At 66.1% G+C, this 18,763-nt stretch carries 12 protein-coding genes; 10 read left to right on the forward strand and 2 right to left on the reverse strand.

Translation table 11 applies throughout. The features are described from left to right. Positions 1–126 precede the first annotated feature (126 nt). The 7 genes from QJT78_RS06115 (at position 127) to QJT78_RS06145 (ending at position 11,539) form a co-directional block, all read left to right on the forward strand. On the forward strand, positions 127–369 hold the full coding sequence (locus tag QJT78_RS06115) for a hypothetical protein (protein ID WP_155257944.1): 243 nt from the start codon (positions 127–129) through the stop codon (positions 367–369). Further along, positions 366–5,570, forward strand: coding sequence for an alpha-2-macroglobulin (locus QJT78_RS06120; protein WP_028151727.1), 5,205 nt, complete (start codon positions 366–368; stop codon positions 5,568–5,570). Before QJT78_RS06115 ends, QJT78_RS06120 begins: the two co-directional genes overlap by 4 nt. Then, positions 5,570–7,762 (forward strand): penicillin-binding protein 1C, encoded by a 2,193-nt coding sequence (gene pbpC, locus QJT78_RS06125; RefSeq protein WP_212480362.1) that lies wholly within the window; start codon positions 5,570–5,572, stop codon positions 7,760–7,762. Before QJT78_RS06120 ends, pbpC begins: the two co-directional genes overlap by 1 nt. 50 nt (positions 7,763–7,812) lie before the next feature. Then, entirely contained in the window at positions 7,813–9,555 is a 1,743-nt protein-coding gene (locus tag QJT78_RS06130) for a glycosyltransferase family 39 protein (protein WP_028151725.1), read from the forward strand. Continuing rightward, complete coding sequence (locus QJT78_RS06135; RefSeq protein WP_038943950.1) at positions 9,556–10,401, forward strand: phosphatase PAP2 family protein; 846 nt, start codon at positions 9,556–9,558, stop codon at positions 10,399–10,401. It begins immediately after the preceding gene. Positions 10,402–10,466: 65 nt separating this feature from the next. Then, a complete protein-coding gene (locus QJT78_RS06140) occupies positions 10,467–11,204 on the forward strand; it encodes a glycosyltransferase family 2 protein (protein ID WP_028151723.1) in 738 nt (245 codons plus the stop codon). Continuing rightward, entirely contained in the window at positions 11,201–11,539 is a 339-nt protein-coding gene (locus QJT78_RS06145) for a lipid-A-disaccharide synthase N-terminal domain-containing protein (protein WP_028151722.1), read from the forward strand. The genes QJT78_RS06140 and QJT78_RS06145 overlap by 4 nt, the downstream gene beginning before the upstream one ends. 9 nt (positions 11,540–11,548) lie before the next feature. Here the strand turns inward: QJT78_RS06145 and QJT78_RS06150 are convergent, their stop codons facing one another. Continuing rightward, on the reverse strand, positions 11,549–13,237 hold the full coding sequence (locus tag QJT78_RS06150) for a Na/Pi cotransporter family protein (RefSeq protein WP_038943949.1): 1,689 nt from the start codon (positions 13,235–13,237) through the stop codon (positions 11,549–11,551). Between the two features lie 179 nt (positions 13,238–13,416). Further along, the gene (gene metC / locus QJT78_RS06155; protein ID WP_028147617.1) at positions 13,417–14,601 is read right to left on the reverse strand and encodes a cystathionine beta-lyase; all 1,185 of its coding nucleotides are present in this window, start codon (positions 14,599–14,601) and stop codon (positions 13,417–13,419) included. Between the two features lie 393 nt (positions 14,602–14,994). On the opposite strand from metC, the gene QJT78_RS06160 reads away from it, so the two are divergent. The 3 genes from QJT78_RS06160 to QJT78_RS06170 are packed head-to-tail and all read left to right on the forward strand — an operon-like array spanning position 14,995 to position 18,753. Beyond that, positions 14,995–16,011, forward strand: coding sequence for an amino acid ABC transporter substrate-binding protein (locus QJT78_RS06160; protein ID WP_028147616.1), 1,017 nt, complete (start codon positions 14,995–14,997; stop codon positions 16,009–16,011). 19 nt (positions 16,012–16,030) lie between these two features. Next, complete coding sequence (locus QJT78_RS06165; protein ID WP_028147615.1) at positions 16,031–17,236, forward strand: amino acid ABC transporter permease; 1,206 nt, start codon at positions 16,031–16,033, stop codon at positions 17,234–17,236. Continuing rightward, positions 17,233–18,753, forward strand: coding sequence for an amino acid ABC transporter permease (locus QJT78_RS06170; protein WP_028147614.1), 1,521 nt, complete (start codon positions 17,233–17,235; stop codon positions 18,751–18,753). Before QJT78_RS06165 ends, QJT78_RS06170 begins: the two co-directional genes overlap by 4 nt. Positions 18,754–18,763: the final 10 nt, after the last annotated feature.

Below are 18,763 nucleotides of genomic sequence, written 5' to 3' on the forward strand. Positions count from 1 at the left end.
CTAACACGCCAGATATGAAAAATCCTCGCTCCCGCCAAGTCTGAACCGAACCGTTTTCCTCAACGCCGCGACTAAGCGGAACGGTGGGGTGTCAGGGTGCCGGGTTGAGCGGCAGCGGACTGGACGATGGATTACATCGCCGGGAACGCTGGCCAGCTTCCGGGACACGGCCGCCGGTCGATCGGTCAGGTATGGCTGCGCCATAAGGACGGCGTGCGCGGCGATATCTCGATCGGTCTCCTCAGGGCTTGCCTTGTCATGGCGAATGCGACGATTTGCACCTTTGGTTCCATCGCCTTGAGTCCGTCACCTTTCCGCGCATGTCATGCTCACGCGGCGTTCGCCGCGATTTCCGGGAGTCCATTATGATCGGCCTTGTTCGCGCCGTCACACTCTGCGCCACGCTGGCGCTCGGCCTTAGCGCAGCGCTGGCCGCCGACAAGGCGTTCAAGCGCGACGATCTCGCCGATTCCGCGATCAAGCTGGAGGCTCAGATCAAGAGCGAGGCGGGGCCGGTCGCCAAGACCAGCGCGACGCTGCGCACCGACGCCGACGCCGCCTTCCGGCGCAATGATTTCCGCGCAGGGCTGTCGGTGCTCGGCCAGATCGCCGCGACCACGCCGGAGGATACCGGCAATTGGCTGCGGCTCGCCAAGGTGATCTTCCAGATCTCGCCGAAAAGCTCGAGCGAGCAGACGTTCCTGCTGGAGCGGGCCTCGACCGCCGCCTACATCGCCTACCAGCGCGCCGGCAATCCGGGCGAGGAGGCGGATGCGCTCGCCGTGCTCGGCAAGTCGCTGGCCGAACGCAAGCTGTGGCGGCCGGCGCTGGATGCGCTGCGGCTGTCGCTCGACATGCGCGAGGTCGCCGACGTCCGCGGCCAATACGAGAAGATGCGCGACGAGCACGGCTTCCGGCTGCTCGACTATACCGTGGACTCGGATTCGGCGAGCCCGCGCGCCTGCTTCCAGTTCTCGGAGGAGCTGGCCAAGCGCACCGATTTCGCGCCGTACCTCGCGCTGGCAGGCCAGGACAAGCCGGCGCTGTCGGCCGAAGGCAAGCAGCTCTGCGTCGACGGGCTGAAGCACGGCGAGCGCTACAACATCAATCTGCGCGCCGGCCTGCCGTCAACCGTGAAGGAGGGCCTGCCGAAATCGGCCGAGTTCAACGTCTATGTCCGCGACCGCAAGCCCTTCGTGCGCTTCACCAGCCGCGCCTATGTGCTGCCGCGGACCGGCCAGCGCGGCATTCCCGTGGTCAGCGTCAACACGCCCGCGGTCAACGTCAACGTCTTCAGGATCGGCGACCGCAACCTGATCAACACGGTGGTCGACAGCGATTTCCAGAAGACGCTGTCGCGCTACCAGCTCGCCGATCTCGGCGGCGAGCGTGGCGTCAAGGTCTGGACCGGCGAGCTCGCGACCGCGATGACGCTGAACCAGGACGTCACCACCGCATTCCCGGTCGACCAGGCGCTCGGCGAGCTTCAGCCGGGGGTCTACGTGATGACCGCCGCGGCCAAGGGGCCGGGCTCGGACGACGATTACCAGCTCGCAACGCAATGGTTCATCGTCTCCGACCTCGGGGTGACCGCCTATTCCGGCAATGACGGCATCCACGTCTTCGTCAATTCGCTGGCCACGACCGACCCGGTCGGCAAGGCCGAGGTCCGGCTGGTTGCACGCAACAACGAGATTTTGGCGACCCGCAAGACCGACGACAGCGGCCATATGCTGTTCGAGGCGGGCCTTGCACGCGGCGAGGGCGGCCTGTCGCCGGCGATGCTGACGGTCACGGGCGAGAAGGCCGACTATGCCTTCCTGAGCCTGAAGACCTCGGCTTTCGACCTGTCCGACCGCGGCGTTTCGGGCCGGGCGGTGCCATCGGGCGCCGATGCTTTCGTCTATGCCGAGCGCGGCGTCTATCGCTCCAGCGAGACCGTCTATCTCACCGCGCTCTTGCGCGACGGGCAGGGCAACGCCGTTGCCGGCGGGCCGCTGACGCTGGTGATCGAGCGCCCCGACGGCGTCGAATTCCGCCGCGCCGTGCTCGCCGACCAGGGCGCCGGCGGCCGCACGCTGTCGGTGCCGCTCAATTCGGCCGTCCCGACCGGGACCTGGCGGGTCCGCGCCTTCACCGATCCGAAGGGCTCGTCGGTCGGCGAAACCACCTTCATGGTCGAGGACTACGTCCCTGACCGGATCGAATTCGACTTGTCCGCCAAGGACAAGCTGATCAAAGCTAACGCTCCGGTGGAGCTCAAGGCGGATGGCCATTTCCTCTATGGCGCGCCGGCCTCCGGTCTCCAGCTCGAAGGCGACATGCTGGTCGCGCCCGCGAGCGAGCGCCCGGGCTTTGCCGGCTACCAGTTCGGCGTCGCCGACGAGGAGACCACCTCGAACGAGCGCACGCCGCTGGAGAATTTGCCGGAAGCCGACGCCAACGGCGTTGCCACCTTCCCGGCGACGCTGGACAAGCAGCCCGCCTCGACGCGCCCGCAGGAGGCGCAGATCTTCGTTCGCATGGTCGAGACCGGCGGCCGCGCCGTCGAGCGCAAGATCGTGCTGCCGGTCGCGCCCGCCAACGCCATGATCGGCATCAAGCCGCTGTTCGGCGACAAGAACGTCGCCGAGGGCGACAAGGCGGAGTTCGATGTCGTGTTCGTCTCGCCCGAGGGTGAGAGACTGCGCCGCGACGGCCTGCGCTACGAGCTCCTGAAGACGGAGTCGCGCTACCAGTGGTACCGCCAGAACAATTACTGGGAGTACGAGCCGGTCAAATCGACTTCGCGCGTTTCCGACGGCGACGTGACCATCGCTGCCGACAAGCCGTCGCGGATTTCGCTGAGCCCGCAGCCCGGCCGCTACCGACTCGACGTGAAGTCGAACGACGCCGACGGTCCGGTGACCTCGGTGCAGTTCGACGTCGGCTGGTATTCCGACGGCAGCGCCGATACGCCGGACCTGCTGGAGACCTCGATCGACAAGCCGCAATACGCCTCCGGCGACACCATGACGGTGTCGGTGAACGTCCGCAGCGCCGGCAAGCTCACCGTCAACGTGCTCGGCGACCGCCTGCTGACGACGCAGACCATCGACGTCAGGGAAGGTACCGCGCAGGTGAGGCTGCCGGTCGGCAAGGACTGGGGCACCGGCGCCTATGTGGTGGCGACGCTCCGCCGCCCGCTCGATGCGGCTGCGCAACGCATGCCGGGCCGGGCGATCGGCCTGAAATGGTTCGGCATCGACAAGCAGACCCGCACGCTCCAGGTGAAGCTGACGCCGCCGGCACTGGTCCGGCCGAATGCGATGTTGAAGATCCCGGTCAAGCTCGACGGGCTCAATCCGGGTGAGGACGCCAAAATCGTCATCGCTGCGGTCGATGTCGGCATCCTCAACCTCACCAATTACAAGCCGCCGGCACCGGACGATTACTATCTCGGCCAGCGCCGCCTGAGCGCGGAGATCCGCGATCTCTATGGGCAACTGATCGACGGCATGTCGGGCACGCGCGGACAGATCAAGTCCGGCGGCGATGCCGGCGCCGGCGAATTGCAGGGCTCTCCGCCCGCGCAAAAGCCGCTCGCGCTCTACTCGGGCATCGTTACGGTCGCCGCCGACGGCACCGCCGAAGTGAGCTTCGATATCCCCGAGTTCGCCGGCACCGCGCGCGTGATGGCGGTGGCGTGGACCGCCACGAAACTCGGCCGCGCCAACACGGATGTCGTGATCCGCGATCCCGTGGTGCTGACCACGACCTTGCCGCGCTTCCTGCTCAATGGCGACCACGGCACGGTCAACCTCGAGATCGACAATGTCGAGGGCCAGGCCGGCGACTACGTCATCAACGTGAAGACCGGCGGCCCGGTGAAGATGACCGGCAATCCTGCAACCACGGTCAAGCTCGCCGCCAAGCAGCGCAGCGCGTTTACGCTCGCAATCGACGCGACGGCGGCGGGGCAGGCGACGCTCGACGTCGACATCAAGGGACCGAACGGCCTTGCGCTGGCGCGTCACTATGCGCTCGACGTCAAGGCGGCGACGCAGGTGCTGGCGCGGCGTTCGATCCGGACGCTGGCGAAGGGTGAAAGCCTGACGCTGACCTCGGACATGTTCTCCGATCTCGTCCCGGGCACCGGCAGCGTCTCGGTTTCGGCCAGCCTGTCGACGGCCCTCGACGCCGCAACGATCCTCAAGGCGCTCGACCGCTACCCCTATGGCTGTTCCGAACAGATCACGAGCCGTGCCTTGCCGTTGCTCTATGTCAACGAGCTCGCCGCCGGCGCGCATCTGGCCATGGACACCGAGGTCGACCAGCGCATCCGCGATGCGATCGAGCGGCTGCTGGCGCGCCAGGGCTCCAACGGCTCGTTCGGCCTGTGGTCGGCCGGAGGCGACGACGCCTGGCTCGACGCCTACGTGACGGACTTCCTCACCCGCGCCCGCGAGAAGGGCTTTGCGGTGCCGGACGTGTTGTTCAAGAACGCGCTCGACCGTATCCGCAACTCGGTCGTGAACGGCAACGAGCCGGAGAAGGACGGCGGGCGCGATCTCGCCTACGGCCTCTACGTGCTCGCGCGTAACGGCGCTGCTCCGATCGGCGACCTGCGCTACCTCGCCGACACCAAGCTCGCCAACCTCGCAACGCCGATCGCGAAGTCACAGCTTGCAGCGGCACTGGCGTTGGTCGGCGACCGCAACCGCGCGGAACGCGTCTACGGCGCCGCGCTCGACAGCCTTGCGCCAAAACCGGTGCTGGAGTTCGGCCGCACCGACTACGGCTCGCAGCTGCGCGATGCCGCAGCGCTGGTCTCGCTCGCCAGCGAAGGCAACGCGCCGAAGGCGACGCTGACGCAGGCGGTGTCGCGGGTCGAGACCGCGCGCGGCCTGACGCCCTACACCTCGACGCAAGAGAATGCGTGGCTGGTGCTGGCGGCGCGCGCGCTGGCCAAGGAGAACCTGTCGATGGACGTCGACGGCCAACCGGTCCAGACCGCGCTGTACCGCAGCTACAAGGCCGTGACGCTGGACGGCAAGCCGCTGAAGATCACCAACACCGGCGATGCGCCGGTCCAGGCGGTGGTCTCGGTGTCGGGCTCGCCTGTCACGCCGGAGCCGGCTGCATCGAATGGCTTCAAGATCGAGCGCAATTACTTCACGCTCGACGGCAAGCCCGCCGACATCAGCAAGGTCAAGCAGAACCAGCGTTTCGCCGTGGTGCTGAAGATCACCGAGGCGAAGCCCGAGTACGGCCACATCATGGTGTCCGACTATCTGCCCGCGGGCCTCGAGATCGACAACCCGAAGCTGGTGTCGTCGGGCGACAGCGGGACGCTGGACTGGATCGAGGACGGCGAGGAGCCTGAAGATACCGAGTTCCGCGACGACCGCTTCACGGCGGCGGTCGATCGCGCCTCGGACTCCAAGTCGGTCTTCACTGTCGCCTACATCGTGCGCGCGGTCTCGCCCGGCAAATACGTGCTGCCCCAGGCCTATGTCGAGGACATGTACAATCCCTCGCGCTACGGCCGGACCGGGACGGGTAACGTCGAGGTGCGGGCGGCGAAGTGATGAGCGAGGTGACGCCTCATACTCAGTTGTCATGCCCGGGCTTGTCCCGGGCATCCACGGACTTTCGTGCTGAAGAAAAGAACGTGGATGGCCGGGACAAGCCCGGCCATGACGGAGTGCGGAGCTGGGGTCATCGTGTCCTCTCGGTTGCCGCTTTCGCCTTCATCCTCGCCGTCGTCGGCTTCGTCGCCTGGGTCTATTCCCTCGGTCCTCTCCCGCTCGACGAGTCCCGCGCGGTCTCCACCACAGTCGTCGATCGCAACGGAAAACTGCTGCGCGCGTATGCCATGGCCGACGGCCGCTGGCGGCTGCCGGTCGATGCCAAGGCCAACGTCGATCCGACCTATCTCAAGCTGCTGCTCGCCTATGAGGACCAGCGCTTCTACGCGCATAACGGTCTTGACCCGCTCGCTCTCGGGCGCGCCGCACTGCAGCTCACGACGCGCGGCCACATCGTCTCCGGCGGCTCGACCATCAGCATGCAGCTTGCGCGCCTGATGGAGCCGCGGCGACAGCGCTCGCTCTATGCCAAGCTGCGCCAGATCGTACGCGCGATCGAGATCGAGCGCAGCATGAGCAAGGCCGATATCCTCGACCTCTATCTCGCGCTCGCGCCCTATGGCGGCAATCTCGAAGGCATCCGCTCGGCCTCGATCGCCTATCTCGGCAAGGAGCCGAAGCGCTTGTCGCTGGCGGAAGCCGCGCTGCTGGTGGCGCTGCCGCAATCGCCGGAGACGCGCCGGCTCGATCGCTATCCCGAGGCCGCACGTAAAGCCCGTGACCGCGTGCTCGACCGCATGGTTTCGGAGCACGTGGTCAGCACCGACGACGCGATGCAGGCCAAGGCCGTTCCCGTGCCCAAGCTGCGCAAGCCGATGCCGGTGCTGGCGCCGCATGCCTCCGACACTGCACTCTCAACCGTCAAAGACGCGCCGGTCATCAAGCTGACGCTCGACGCCAATCTGCAGAAGGTGCTGGAACCGCTGGCGCGCGACCGCGCCATTGCGCTCGGGCCCAACATCTCGGTCGGCATCCTCGTGGTCGACAATGAGAGCGGCGACGTGCTCGCCCGCGTCGGGTCGGCCGATTATTTCGACGAGAGCCGGGCGGGGCAGGTCGACATGACACGCGCCGTCCGCTCGCCGGGGTCGACGCTAAAACCCTTCATCTACGGGCTCGCCTTCGAGGACGGCTTCGTCCACCCCGACAGCTTGATCGACGACCGGCCCGTCCGTTTCGGCTCCTACGCGCCGGAGAATTTCGACATGACGTTTCAAGGCACGGTGCCGGTGAAGAAGGCGCTGCAATTGTCGCTGAACGTGCCGGCGATCGTGCTGCTCGACCGCGTCGGCGCCAGCCGGCTGTCGTCGCGGCTGCGACAGGCCGGCGGCAATCTGGTTCTGCCCAAGGACGAGGCACCGGGGCTCGCGATGGGACTCGGCGGTGTCGGTGTGACACTGCAGGACCTCACCCAGCTCTATACGGGTTTCGCCCGGCTCGGCACCACCATGCCATTGCGCGACCTCATGACCGGCCGGGACGATCGGGAACCGCTGCGGCTGCTGGACCAGGTCGCAGCCTGGCAGGTCGGCAACGTGCTCCTGGGCACGCCGCCGCCCGAAAATGCCGCCCACAACCGGATCGCGTTCAAGACCGGCACCTCCTACGGCTATCGCGACGCCTGGTCGGTCGGCTTCGACGGCCGCATGACCATCGGCGTCTGGGTCGGCCGGCCCGACGGCGCGCCGGTTCCCGGGCTGATCGGCCGCGTCGCCGCAGCCCCGATCCTGTTCGACGCCTTCGCGCGCACCGGCAAGACGCTGGCCCCGTTGCCGAAGCCGCCGAAGGGAACCCTGGTCGCCAGCAACGCCAAGTTGCCATTGCCGCTGAAGCGGTTCCGCCCGGTCGGGGACCTAGTGCGGACCGGCAGCGAGCAGGCGCTGCACATCCAGTTCCCGCTGAACGGCTCGCGGATCGATGTCGACCGTTCCGGCGGCGAGGGGAGCGCAGCCATGCCGGTGAAGGTCGCCGGCGGCGTCCTTCCCATGACCATCATGGTTAATGGAACATCACTCGGCGAGATCGACGGGCGCCGCCAGCGCCTGATCGATCCGCCCGGTCCGGGCTTTGCGCGGCTCACCGTCATCGACGCCACTGGCGCCGCGGACACAGTTGTCATTCGAATTCAATGACCCCGCCTTAACCGGTTGTCGGAATGACGGTTTCAGCGTAAGCGGAACCAATGGCCGAGACCTATCCCAGCCCCCGTTTTGGAGCACCCCGCGAGCCGAAAGCGCCCGTGAATCCGGGCAGCCGGCTCGTGCTTATGCTGGACTACGCCACGGCCAGCCACGCCCGCGCGGTCGGCTTCCTGCTGCTCTGCGCGCTGCTGCTATTCCTGCCGGGCTTCTTCACCATCCCACCCGTTGACCGCGACGAGGCGCGCTTTGCGCAAGCGACCAAGCAGATGGTCGAGAGCGGCGATTATGTCGACATCCGTTTTCAGGAAGACGTCCGCTACAAGAAGCCGGTCGGCATCTACTGGTTGCAATCGGCCGCGGTTGAAGCCGCGTCCGCGCTCAAGCTGCCGAAGGCCGAATTGCGGATCTGGGTGTACCGGCTGCCGTCGCTGATCGGCGCCATCGGCGCCGTGCTGATGACCTATTGGGCCGCGCTCGGCTTCGTCACGCGGCGCGCCGCTGTGCTTGCCGCGCTCCTGATGTGCGCCTCCGTGCTCCTCGGCGTCGAGGCGCGGCTGGCGAAAACCGATGCGATGCTGCTGTTCTGCGTGACCGCCGCGATGGGCGCGATGTCGCGCGCCTATCTGTCGTGGCAGCGCGCAGAGGATGAGACCCATCCGCCCTGGAGCTGGCCCGCGATCTTCTGGACCGCGCTCGCCGTCGGCATCCTGATCAAGGGTCCGCTGATCCTGATGTTCGCAGGCCTCACCATCGTCGCGCTCGCGATCCAGGACCGCGATGCCTCGTGGCTGTGGAAGCTGCGTCCGCTCTGGGGCCTGATGTGGATGCTGGTGCTGGTGCTGCCCTGGTTCGTCGCGATCTTCTGGCGCGCGGGTGATGCCTTCTTCGCCGATTCCGTCGGCGGCGACATGCTGAGCAAAATCGGCGCCCAGGAATCCCATGGCGCGCCGCCCGGACTGTACCTGGCGCTGTTCTGGATCACATTCTGGCCGGGCGCGCCGCTTGCGGCGATGGCGGCGCCGGCGGTGTGGCGGGCCCGGCGCGAGCCCGGCGCGCAGTTCCTGCTGGCCTGGCTGATTCCGTCCTGGATCGTGTTCGAGGCGGTGCTGACCAAGCTGCCGCATTACGTGCTTCCGCTGTATCCGGCGATCGCGATCCTCACCGTCGGTGCGCTGGAGCGCAACGTCCTGTCGCGCTCGTGGCTCGCGCGCGGCTCGGCCTGGTGGTTCGCGATTCCCGCTGCCGCCTCGATCATCGCCGTGGTCGGCGCGGTCATGCTGACGCGGCAACCGGCGTTCGTGGCCTGGCCGTTCATTGCGGCCTCGCTCATTTTCGGTCTGTTCGCCTGGTGGCTGTTCGACACCAATCGCGCCGAGCGGTCGCTGCTCAACGCGCTGGTCGCAGCCCTGATGCTCGCGGTCGTGGTCTACGGCATCGTGCTGCCGTCGCTGACACCGCTGTTTCCGAGCATCGAGATCGCACGCGCGCTTCGCAACGTCACCTGCGTCGGGCCGAAGGCAGCCGCCGCCGGCTATCACGAGCCGAGCCTCGTGTTCCTGACGGGCACGCAGACGCTGCTGACCGACGGCTCGGGCGCGGCGGATTTCCTGCGCCAGGGGAGCTGCCGCTTCGCGCTGATCGAGCAGCGCTCGGAGCGCAGCTTCGTGCAGCGGGCCGAGGCGATCGGGCTGCGCTACAAGGTCGGTACGCGCATCGACGGCTATAATTTCTCGCAAGGGCGCGCGATCTCGATCTCGATCTTCCGCTCGGAAGGCACTGAGTAGATGCCGGCGCCAGCCGACATCACGCCGCGCCCGGGCTATCCCGCGCAATTGCTCGCGGTGTCGGGCCGTGCCCTGGCGCAGCTCGTCCGTACACCTTCGCATTCACGCCGCGCCGAAGCCGCGCGAAAGCTGGCGCGGCATTCGCTGTGGCTCAGCGCGGCCGGTGCGGCTTTGATTATCGCGCTGATGCTCGCGTTCGATCAGACCGAGATCCAGCTGATGCCGACGCGCGGCACGCCGAGCCTGTGGCCGATCCGCATCCTCACCGATTTCGGCAAGGACGAGTATGTGCTCTCGGTGCTCGGGGGGACGCTGGTGGTCCTGGCGCTCGTTGCAGCGGGATTGCACGGCACCCGTCGTGGGCTGCTGCTCGGCCTCGGTACGCGGCTGCAGTTCATGTTTCTGTCTGTCGCCCTGTCCGTGTTCGTTGCCGAGATCCTGAAATATCTCATCGGTCGCGGACGTCCGTTCGTGAGCGGCAAGGCCGATCCGTTCAACTTCATCCCGTTCGAGGGAACGGGGGCTTATGCCAGCCTGCCGTCGGGTCATGCGGTGACGGCGTTCGCGCTGGCGTTTGCGGTCTCGGCGCTGTGGCCGCGCCTGCGCGTGTTCATGTTCACTTACGCAATCGTGATCCTGCTGACCCGGCTGGTGCTGCTCACGCATCATCCGAGCGACGTCGTCGCCGGCGCTCTGGTCGGCATGGTCGGCGCCATGGCAGTGCGCTACTGGTTCGCGGCCCGGAGGCTCGGCTTTGCCATCCGCGCCGACGGCACCATTGTGCCTCTCGCAGGGGCGGTCTCGGGCCGCCTCAAAAGGGTTGCCCACGGGGCATCCGCCCCATAAAAGCGGCTGCCTGCCGGGACCGACGGTTCCCCGGGGCAGGCCAATTCCAACCACGAGCTTTCGATTTGTCGTCGTCCCAGCCTTCGGTTTCCATCGTCGTTCCCGTGCGCAACGAAGCCGACAACATCGCGCCGCTGATCGAGGAGATCGGCGCGGCGCTCGACGGCCGCTGGGCCTATGAAATCATCTACGTCAATGACGGCTCGACGGACGCGACCGGCGAACGGCTCGGCGCGGTCATGCAGCAGCGCGACAATCTCCGGCAGCTTCGCCATGCCAGATCAGGCGGCCAGTCGGCAGCAGTGCGCAGTGGCGTGCGCGCCGCGCGCGGCACGATCGTGGCGACGCTCGACGGCGACGGGCAGAACAATCCCGCCTTCCTGCCCGACCTGATCGCGGCGGTCGAGAAGGGGGCGGGGCGCGTCGGCCTCGCTGCCGGTCAGCGTGTCGGACGCAAGGATACCGGCTTCAAGAAATTCCAGTCGCGCGTGGCGAACGGCGTCCGCAATGCGATCCTGAAGGACGGAACGCGCGATACCGGTTGCGGCCTGAAGGCGTTCCGGCGCGACGTGTTCCTGATGATGCCCTATTTCGACGGGCTGCATCGCTTCCTGCCGGCGCTGGTGCGCCGCGAGGGCTACGAGATCGCCTATGTCGACGTGATCGACCGGCCGCGCCGTTCCGGCGTGTCAAACTATGGTTTCTTCGACCGGCTGTGGATCGGCATCATGGATCTCGTCGGCGTGTGGTGGCTGATCCGCCGCAAGAAGCCGACACCAGATGTGACTGAGGTGAAGGCATGATCATCCAATACGGTCAGGCGTTGAACAACTATCTCTACGACGTCTTCGTCGCCAAGTTCGATTTCTGGCTGGCATTCGGCCTCGTCGCGCAGCTGTTCTTCACCGCGCGGTTCCTGGTGCAGTGGATCGCGAGCGAGCGGGCCGGCAACAGTGTGGTGCCGATGGCGTTCTGGTTCTGCTCGATGGGCGGCGGGTTGATGACGCTGGTCTATGGCGTCGTGAAGCGCGAACCCGTCATCATCCTCGGACAGGCGCTCGCGACCATCATCTATGTCCGCAACATCATGCTGATCATCAAGAACCGCGGCCGCGCCTCAAGAACGCTGGAACGCTGAGACGCGCCGCTAGCGCGGTAACGCCGAGGCCGCGCCGGAGGCGGGCAGGGCGGTATCCGCCTCACTCCTGCGATAAGGCTCGCCGGCGGCATCGAGCACGGGATAGGCGACCGAGCAGATATGCGAGTGGATGCGGCGCAGGTCGCGCAGCACGTCGAGATGCAGCGAGGTGGTCTCGATGGTCTCGGGGCGGCCCTCGCGCAAGCGGTCGAGATGACGCTCGACGGCGGCGAGCTCGGTGTTCTTCAGCGTGGTCTTCTCCACCAGCAGCTTGCGCGCTTCGTTGGCATCGCCCGACATGAAGACCCCGAAGGCGATCCGCAGCGAGTCCATCGTGCGCTTGTGGAAGGCGGCGAGCTCCTCGGCGCCCTCGGCCGAGAACTGGAAGCGGCGCTTGATCTTCTTGGTCGCGAGCTCGCTCAGGCTCTTGTCGATGATGTCGCCGATATGTTCGAGGTTGATCGCGAAGGAAATGATCTCCATCGCGCGCCGCCCCTCGCTCTCGTCGAGGCTGCCCCGCATCAGCTTCGTCACGTAGAGCTTGATGGCTTCGTCGAGGCTGTCGACGACATTGTCCATCTTCGTGACCTGGTCGACCAGCGCACGGTCGCCGGTCATCATTGCCGCCATGACCTTGCGCAGCATGACCTCGACCAGATCGCCCATGCGCAAGGTCTCGCGCGCGGCGTCGGCGAGCGCCAGTGACGGCGTCTCCAGCGCGCTCTCGTCGAGATAGCGCGGCCGGGCCGGATCGTCCTCCCGGACGCGATCAGGCAGCAGCCGGGTCAGGAGCCGGGACATGATATCGAGCAGGCCGATGAAGATGACGGCCGTGCCCACGTTGAAGGCGATGTGGAAGGCCGCCGTCATCCTGGCGAGATCGGGCTGCCAGGCGTGCATGTGCTCGGCGATCCCACTCAGGAAGGGCAGCACCAGCGCGATCCCGATCACGCGGTTGGCGAGATTGCCGAGCGGCAGGCGGTAGCTCGCGGGATCGTCGCGCCGGGCACCCTCGAACACGGGATTGATGGCGCTGCCCAGATTGGCCCCCAACACCAGCGCGAGGGCTGCGTAAGGCGTGATGAACTGCGAATAGGCCAGCGACATGACCAGCAGCACGCTGGCGACGCTCGAATGCACCGCCCAGGTCACGAGCGCGGCGATGACGATGCAAAGCACGGGATCGCCCGTGATCGCCGACATCATGACACGAACACCCGGCGCGTTCTCCGCCGGAGCCAGCGTGTCGAGCAGGATGTGCAGCGACAGCAGCATCAGGCCGAGGCCGATGAAGACGCGGCCGATATCCTTGATCCGCGACCGCGGGCCGGAGCGGAAGGCGACGAGACCGAGCACGAACAAGACAGGCGCAACGGCTGCGATGTTGAACGACAGCACCTGCACGATTAGCGTCGTGCCGACATTGGCTCCCAGCATGATGGCGAGCGCGGCAGTGAGGCTGACGAGGCCTTCTGCCGCGAATGAGCTGGTGATCAGCGCCGTCGCCGTACTGCTCTGGAGCAGCGCGGTGAGACTAAGCCCGGCGGCGAATGCGTTGAATCGGTTGCCCAGCGCCTTGCCGAGCAGCCGCCGAAGGTCCGGGCCGAAGGCGCGCAGAATCCCGCTGTGGACCATGTGCAGGCCCCACAGCAACAGCGCCACGCCGCCCATCAGATCGAGCAGAACCAACGTTCCCATGCTCCGCGTCCGGATTGGAGTCGATTGGTGAGGCTAGCGCCAAACGTCAGCGGTTCAAACCCTTTGTTGGCGCATCCGCGTTAACGTTTGCGGCGGTTGCGCGTTCCCGCGGCGCGCGCTTTGCGCGTCCGCCGGCGCGCGATTGCCGCGTCCCGAGGCGCGATGCCTTGTGAGCAGGCTCACATTGCCGCCTTGAGGGCAGCGAAGCCGCGATCGAGATCGGACTTGAGATCGTCGACGCTTTCGAGGCCGATGTGCAGTCGCAGGGTCGGGCCGCCCGGCGACCACTTCGTGGCGGTGCGATAGGCGTCGCAATCGAAGGGAATCACGAGGCTCTCGAAGCCGCCCCAGGAGAAGCCCATGCCGAACAGCTTGAGCGTGTCGAGCATGGTGTCGACGGCCTTCTGCGGCGCCGGCTTCAACACGATACTGAACAGGCCCGAGGCGCCGGTGAAATCGCGCTTCCAGATCGCATGGCCGGGATCGGTTTCGAGCGCCGGATGCAGCACGCGCGCGACCTCGGGTCGAGCTGCGAGCCAGCGCGCCATGTCGAGCCCGGAGCGATGATGCTGCGCCAATCGTACCGACAGCGTGCGCAGGCCGCGCAGCGCGAGGAAGACGTCGTCAGGGCCGGCGCAGACGCCGAGCAGGCGGATGCCTTCGGCGATCTGCGGCCAGGTCTTGGCGTTGGCCGAGATGGTGCCGAACATGATGTCGGAATGGCCACCGATATATTTGGTGGCGGCCTGCATGCTGATGTCGACGCCCTGGTCGAGCGAGCGATGATAGAGCGGCGTCGCCCAGGTGTTGTCGTCGATGACGAGCGCATCGCGCGCATGCGCGACCTCGGCGATGGCGCGGATATCAGGCATCTCGAACGACTGCGAGCCCGGCGCCTCCACCAGCACCGCGCGGGTGTTGGGCTTGAACAGCTTGTCGATGCCCGCGCCGATCAGCGGATCGAAATAGGTGGTCTCGATGCCAAGGCGCGCGAGCATGCCGTTGCAGAAATTGCGCGAGGGCCGATAGACGTTGTCGCAGACGAGCAGATGATCGCCGGTCTTCAGCACCGAGAGCAGGGTGGTGGAGATCGCCGAAAGGCCTGACGGCACGATGCCGACGCCGGCGCATTGTGGCCCCTCCAGTGCCATCAGCGTCTCCTGGAACGCTCTGGTGGTGGGGGTGCCGTGGCGGCCGTACTGGAACTCGCCGCGATGGGCGTGCAGGTCCTCGGCGGTCGGATAGAGCACGGTCGAACCGTGAAACACCGGCGGATTGACGAACCCCTTCTGCGCCTTGGTGTCGCGGCCGGAGGTCACCAGCCGGGTTTCGGCGTGCTGTTGGGAGGGGTGCGAGGAATCCATGCGTCTGCTTTCAAAACCGCGTTTCCACCGGGCGCGCCGCGCCCCCGGGCCGGCCGAAGGCCGCCGCCGTTAATAACAGAACACAGAAGAGTCCCGTCAACCCCTTGACCCGGCTCGCCAGTCGTTCTGAGATGCGCGGGTGCTATTCAGTCGCCGCATGTTGAGGGGCTGCCGCGACCTTCGATCCATCGTCTGACCGGACCTTGCGTCACAGCCATATCGGCGGGCGCCTGCGGCGGGGATTAAGGTATGGCCTCCCGGGATGGGCGAGTGTTCGGCAAGGTTTTCCAGCATGACTCTTGCAAGGCTAGTCTTGATGCGGCTAGCCCTGGCGGAGACGATCCCAAAGACGCCATTCCTGACCTTGAGACGACTTTGAAAGGCCTTCAGCCCATGAAACGCGTAACTCTGGCTCTCACTCTCGCTCTCGCCGCCGGCCTCTCCGCCCAGGCCGCCGATGCGCAAACGCTCAAGACCATCAAGGACCGGGGCATGCTGTCCTGCGGCGTCAGCCAAGGCTTGCCCGGCTTCTCCTCGCCCGACGACAAGGGCAACTGGACCGGGCTTGACGTCGACCTCTGCCGCGCGATCGCAGGGGCGATCTTCAACGATCCGACCAAGGTCAAGTACGTGCCGTTGTCCGCCAAGGATCGTTTCACGGCGCTGCAATCCGGCGAAATCGATGTGCTCTCGCGCAACACCACCTGGACCATCTCGCGCGACACCTCGCTCGGCGCCAACTTCACCGGCGTGACCTATTATGACGGGCAGGGCTTCATGGTGAAGAAGTCGCTCAAGGTGAATTCGGCGCTCGAGCTCAACAGCGCCTCGGTCTGCGTCCAGACCGGCACCACCACCGAGCAGAACCTCGCCGACTACTTCAAGGCCAACAACATGAAGTACGAGGTGATCGCGTTCGGCACCAACGACGAGACCGTCAAGGCCTATGAAGCCGGGCGCTGCGACGTCTTCACGACCGACCAGTCGGGCCTGTACGCCAACCGCCTCAAGCTTGCCAATCCCAACGACCATATGGTGCTCCCCGAAATCATCTCGAAGGAGCCGCTCGGGCCGATGGTGCGTCACGGCGACGACCAGTGGTTCGACATCGTGAAATGGACGCTGTTCGCCCTGGTTACCGCCGAAGAGCTCGGCGTGACCTCGAAGAACGTCGACGAGAAGGCGAAACTGGAAAATCCCGAGCTGAAGCGCGTGCTCGGCAGCGACGGCAATTTCGGCGAACAGCTCGGCCTGACCAAGGACTGGGTGGTGCGGATCGTGAAGGCCACCGGCAACTACGGCGAGGTGTTCGACCGCAACGTCGGCGCCGGTTCGCCCCTCGGCATCAGCCGTGGCCTCAACAATCTCTGGAATAAGGGCGGTCTTCAGTACGCGCCGCCGATCCGCTGATCCCGCCTGATCCGCGGCGATGAGCACCGAGGCTCGAAAACCGCCGGCCCAGATCGCGCTGAAGATCAGGCGCGTTCTGGGCGGCAAGGCAGGCTGGAACGGCGTTGCCGTCCAGTTTGCCTTCGCGGCGATCCTGGGCTGGATTGGCTACGAGATCGTCTCCAACGCCCGGGCCAACCTCGAAAACCAGCACATTGCCGCCGGCTTCGGCTTCCTCCGGAACAATGCCGGCTTCGACGTCAACCAGACCCTGATCTCCTACACCGGCTCGGACACGTTCCTGCGCGTGTTCGTGGTCGGGCTTTTGAACACGCTCGTGGTCTCGGTGGTGGGCATCTTCTTCGCCACCGTGATCGGATTCATCGTCGCGCTGTGCCGGCTGTCGCCCAACTGGCTGTTGTCGCGCGTCGGCGAGATCTATGTCGAGATCATCCGCAACCTGCCGCTGCTGTTCCAGATCCTGTTCTGGTACCTGGCGGTGCTCGCGGCCTTGCCAAATCCCCGGCAGAGCATCTCGCTGCTCGGCTTCGCCTTCGTCAGCAATCGTGGCCTCGTCATTCCGCGCCCGATCGGCGAGAGCGGCTTCGAGGCGTTCCTCGCGGTGCTGGCGTTCGGCATCGTGGCTTCGCTGGCCTTGCGCATCTACGCACGGCGCGCGTTGTTTCAGCGCGGGCAGATGATCCGGATCTGGCCCTATGTGCTGGGCCTGCTGTTCGCCCTGCCGCTCGCCACCATGCTGGTATTCGGTGTGCCCTTCAGCTTCGAGGTGCCGCAGCTCAAGGGCTTCAATTTCGCCGGCGGCTCGCGGATCATCCCGGAATTCGTGGCGCTGACGCTGGCGCTGTCGACCTACACCGCCGCCTTCATCGCCGAGATCGTGCGCGCCGGCATCCTGTCCGTCCACAAGGGGCAGATGGAGGCGGGATCCTCGCTCGGCCTTAGCCGCGGCACCACGCTCCGCCTGATCGTCGTGCCGCAGGCGATGCGCGTCATCGTGCCGCCGCTGACCAACCAGTACCTCAACCTCACCAAGAATTCCTCGCTCGCGGTCGCGATCGGCTATCCTGACCTTGTGTCGGTGTTCGCCGGCACGTCGCTGAGCCAGACCGGTCAGGCGATCGAGATCATTGCCATGACGATGGGCGTCTACCTCCTGATCTCGCTGCTCACGAGCGCCATCATGAGCGTGTACGGTTGGCGCGTCAGCCGGAGCCTCGGCGCATGAGCGACATCACCTCGTCCGCCTACGTCCGCCGGGACCTGCTCACCGAGCGTCCCGCGCCGGTGAAGACCACGGGCTTCATTGGCCTCGTACGCACCCGCCTGTTCAATTCGCCGACCAACATCCTGCTCACGATCGTGGGCGCTTTGCTGCTCTGGTTCACCATTGTTCCCTCCGTCAGGTTCCTGTTGGTCGATGCGGTCTGGACCGGCAAGGATCGCACGGCATGCCTGACCGAGAACACCGGCTTTATGGTCGGCGCCTGCTGGCCCTACATCCAGGCCAAGCTGCCGCAACTGATCTACGGCTTCTATCCCGAGGCCGAGCGCTGGCGGGTCAACCTCTCGCTGATCCTGGCGGCGGTTCTGCTGCTGCCGCTGCTCATTCCGCGCCTGCCGGCGAAAGGACTGAACGCAAGTCTCTTCTTCTTCGCATTTCCCGTGGTGGCGTTCTTTCTGCTGCACGGCGGCGGCATCACCGGGTTCGGCCTGAGCTGGACGGCCGGCCTGCTGCAATTGTTCGACGACAGCATCATCGGCGCAGGGCAGGCTCTGCTCGGTCTCGCCAAGACCTCGGCCATCGCACCGCTCTTCTGGGTTGCCGGCAATCTCATCGTGCTGTTTGGCACTGCGATCTACTGGCTGATCTTTCCGCTGACCTGGCTGCGTGACCAGCTCCAGGGAACGGGCCAGTCGGTCTGGGCCGATTTCGCCATCACGGCGGCGGTCGTCTCCCTGATCGCCTTCGTTGTCGGTGGCGGCGTTCGCACCGGCGGCCGGGCTCTGACATCCAGCATCGGCACCTTCATCGCCATCGCGGCCGTGATCAAGCTCATGGGGCTCGATCACGGCGGCCTGCCGGTCGTGGCCACGAATCTGTGGGGCGGGCTTCTGGTGACGCTGGTGGTCTCCGTGACCGGCATCGTCACCTCGCTGCCGATCGGCATCGCGCTGGCGCTCGGCCGCCGCTCGACCATTCCGCTGATCCGGATCTTCTCGATCGCCTTCATCGAGTTCTGGCGCGGCGTGCCGCTGATCACCGTGCTGTTCTTCGCGACCTACATGCTGCCTTTGTTTCTGCCGGGCAATTTTACGGTCGACGGTCTGGTGCGCGCGCTGATCGGCATTTCGCTGTTCACGGGCGCCTATCAGGCCGAGAACGTCCGCGGCGGGTTGGCCGCGATCCCGCGCGGTCAGGGCGAGGCGGCGGCCGCCCTAGGCCTGTCCTGGTGGAAGACGACCTCGCTGATTGTGCTGCCGCAGGCGCTGCGCCACGTCATTCCGAACCTCGTCAACAGCTTCATCTCGCTGTTCAAGGACACGTCGCTGGTCTCGATCGTGGCGCTGTTCGATCTGCTGGGCTCGCTCCGGGCGTCGTTCTCGGATCCGAAATGGTCGACGCCGTCGACCGCGTTCACCGGCTTTGCGTTCGCCGGGATTATTTACTTCATCTTCTGCTTTGGAATGTCGCGCTACTCGCTCTTCGTCGAGCATCGCCTCAACGCCCACCGTCGCAACTGATCGAGGTCAT

The sequence above is a fragment of the Bradyrhizobium sp. Mp27 genome (genome assembly GCF_029953005.1).
Taxonomy (GTDB): Bacteria; Pseudomonadota; Alphaproteobacteria; order Rhizobiales; family Xanthobacteraceae; genus Bradyrhizobium; species Bradyrhizobium barranii.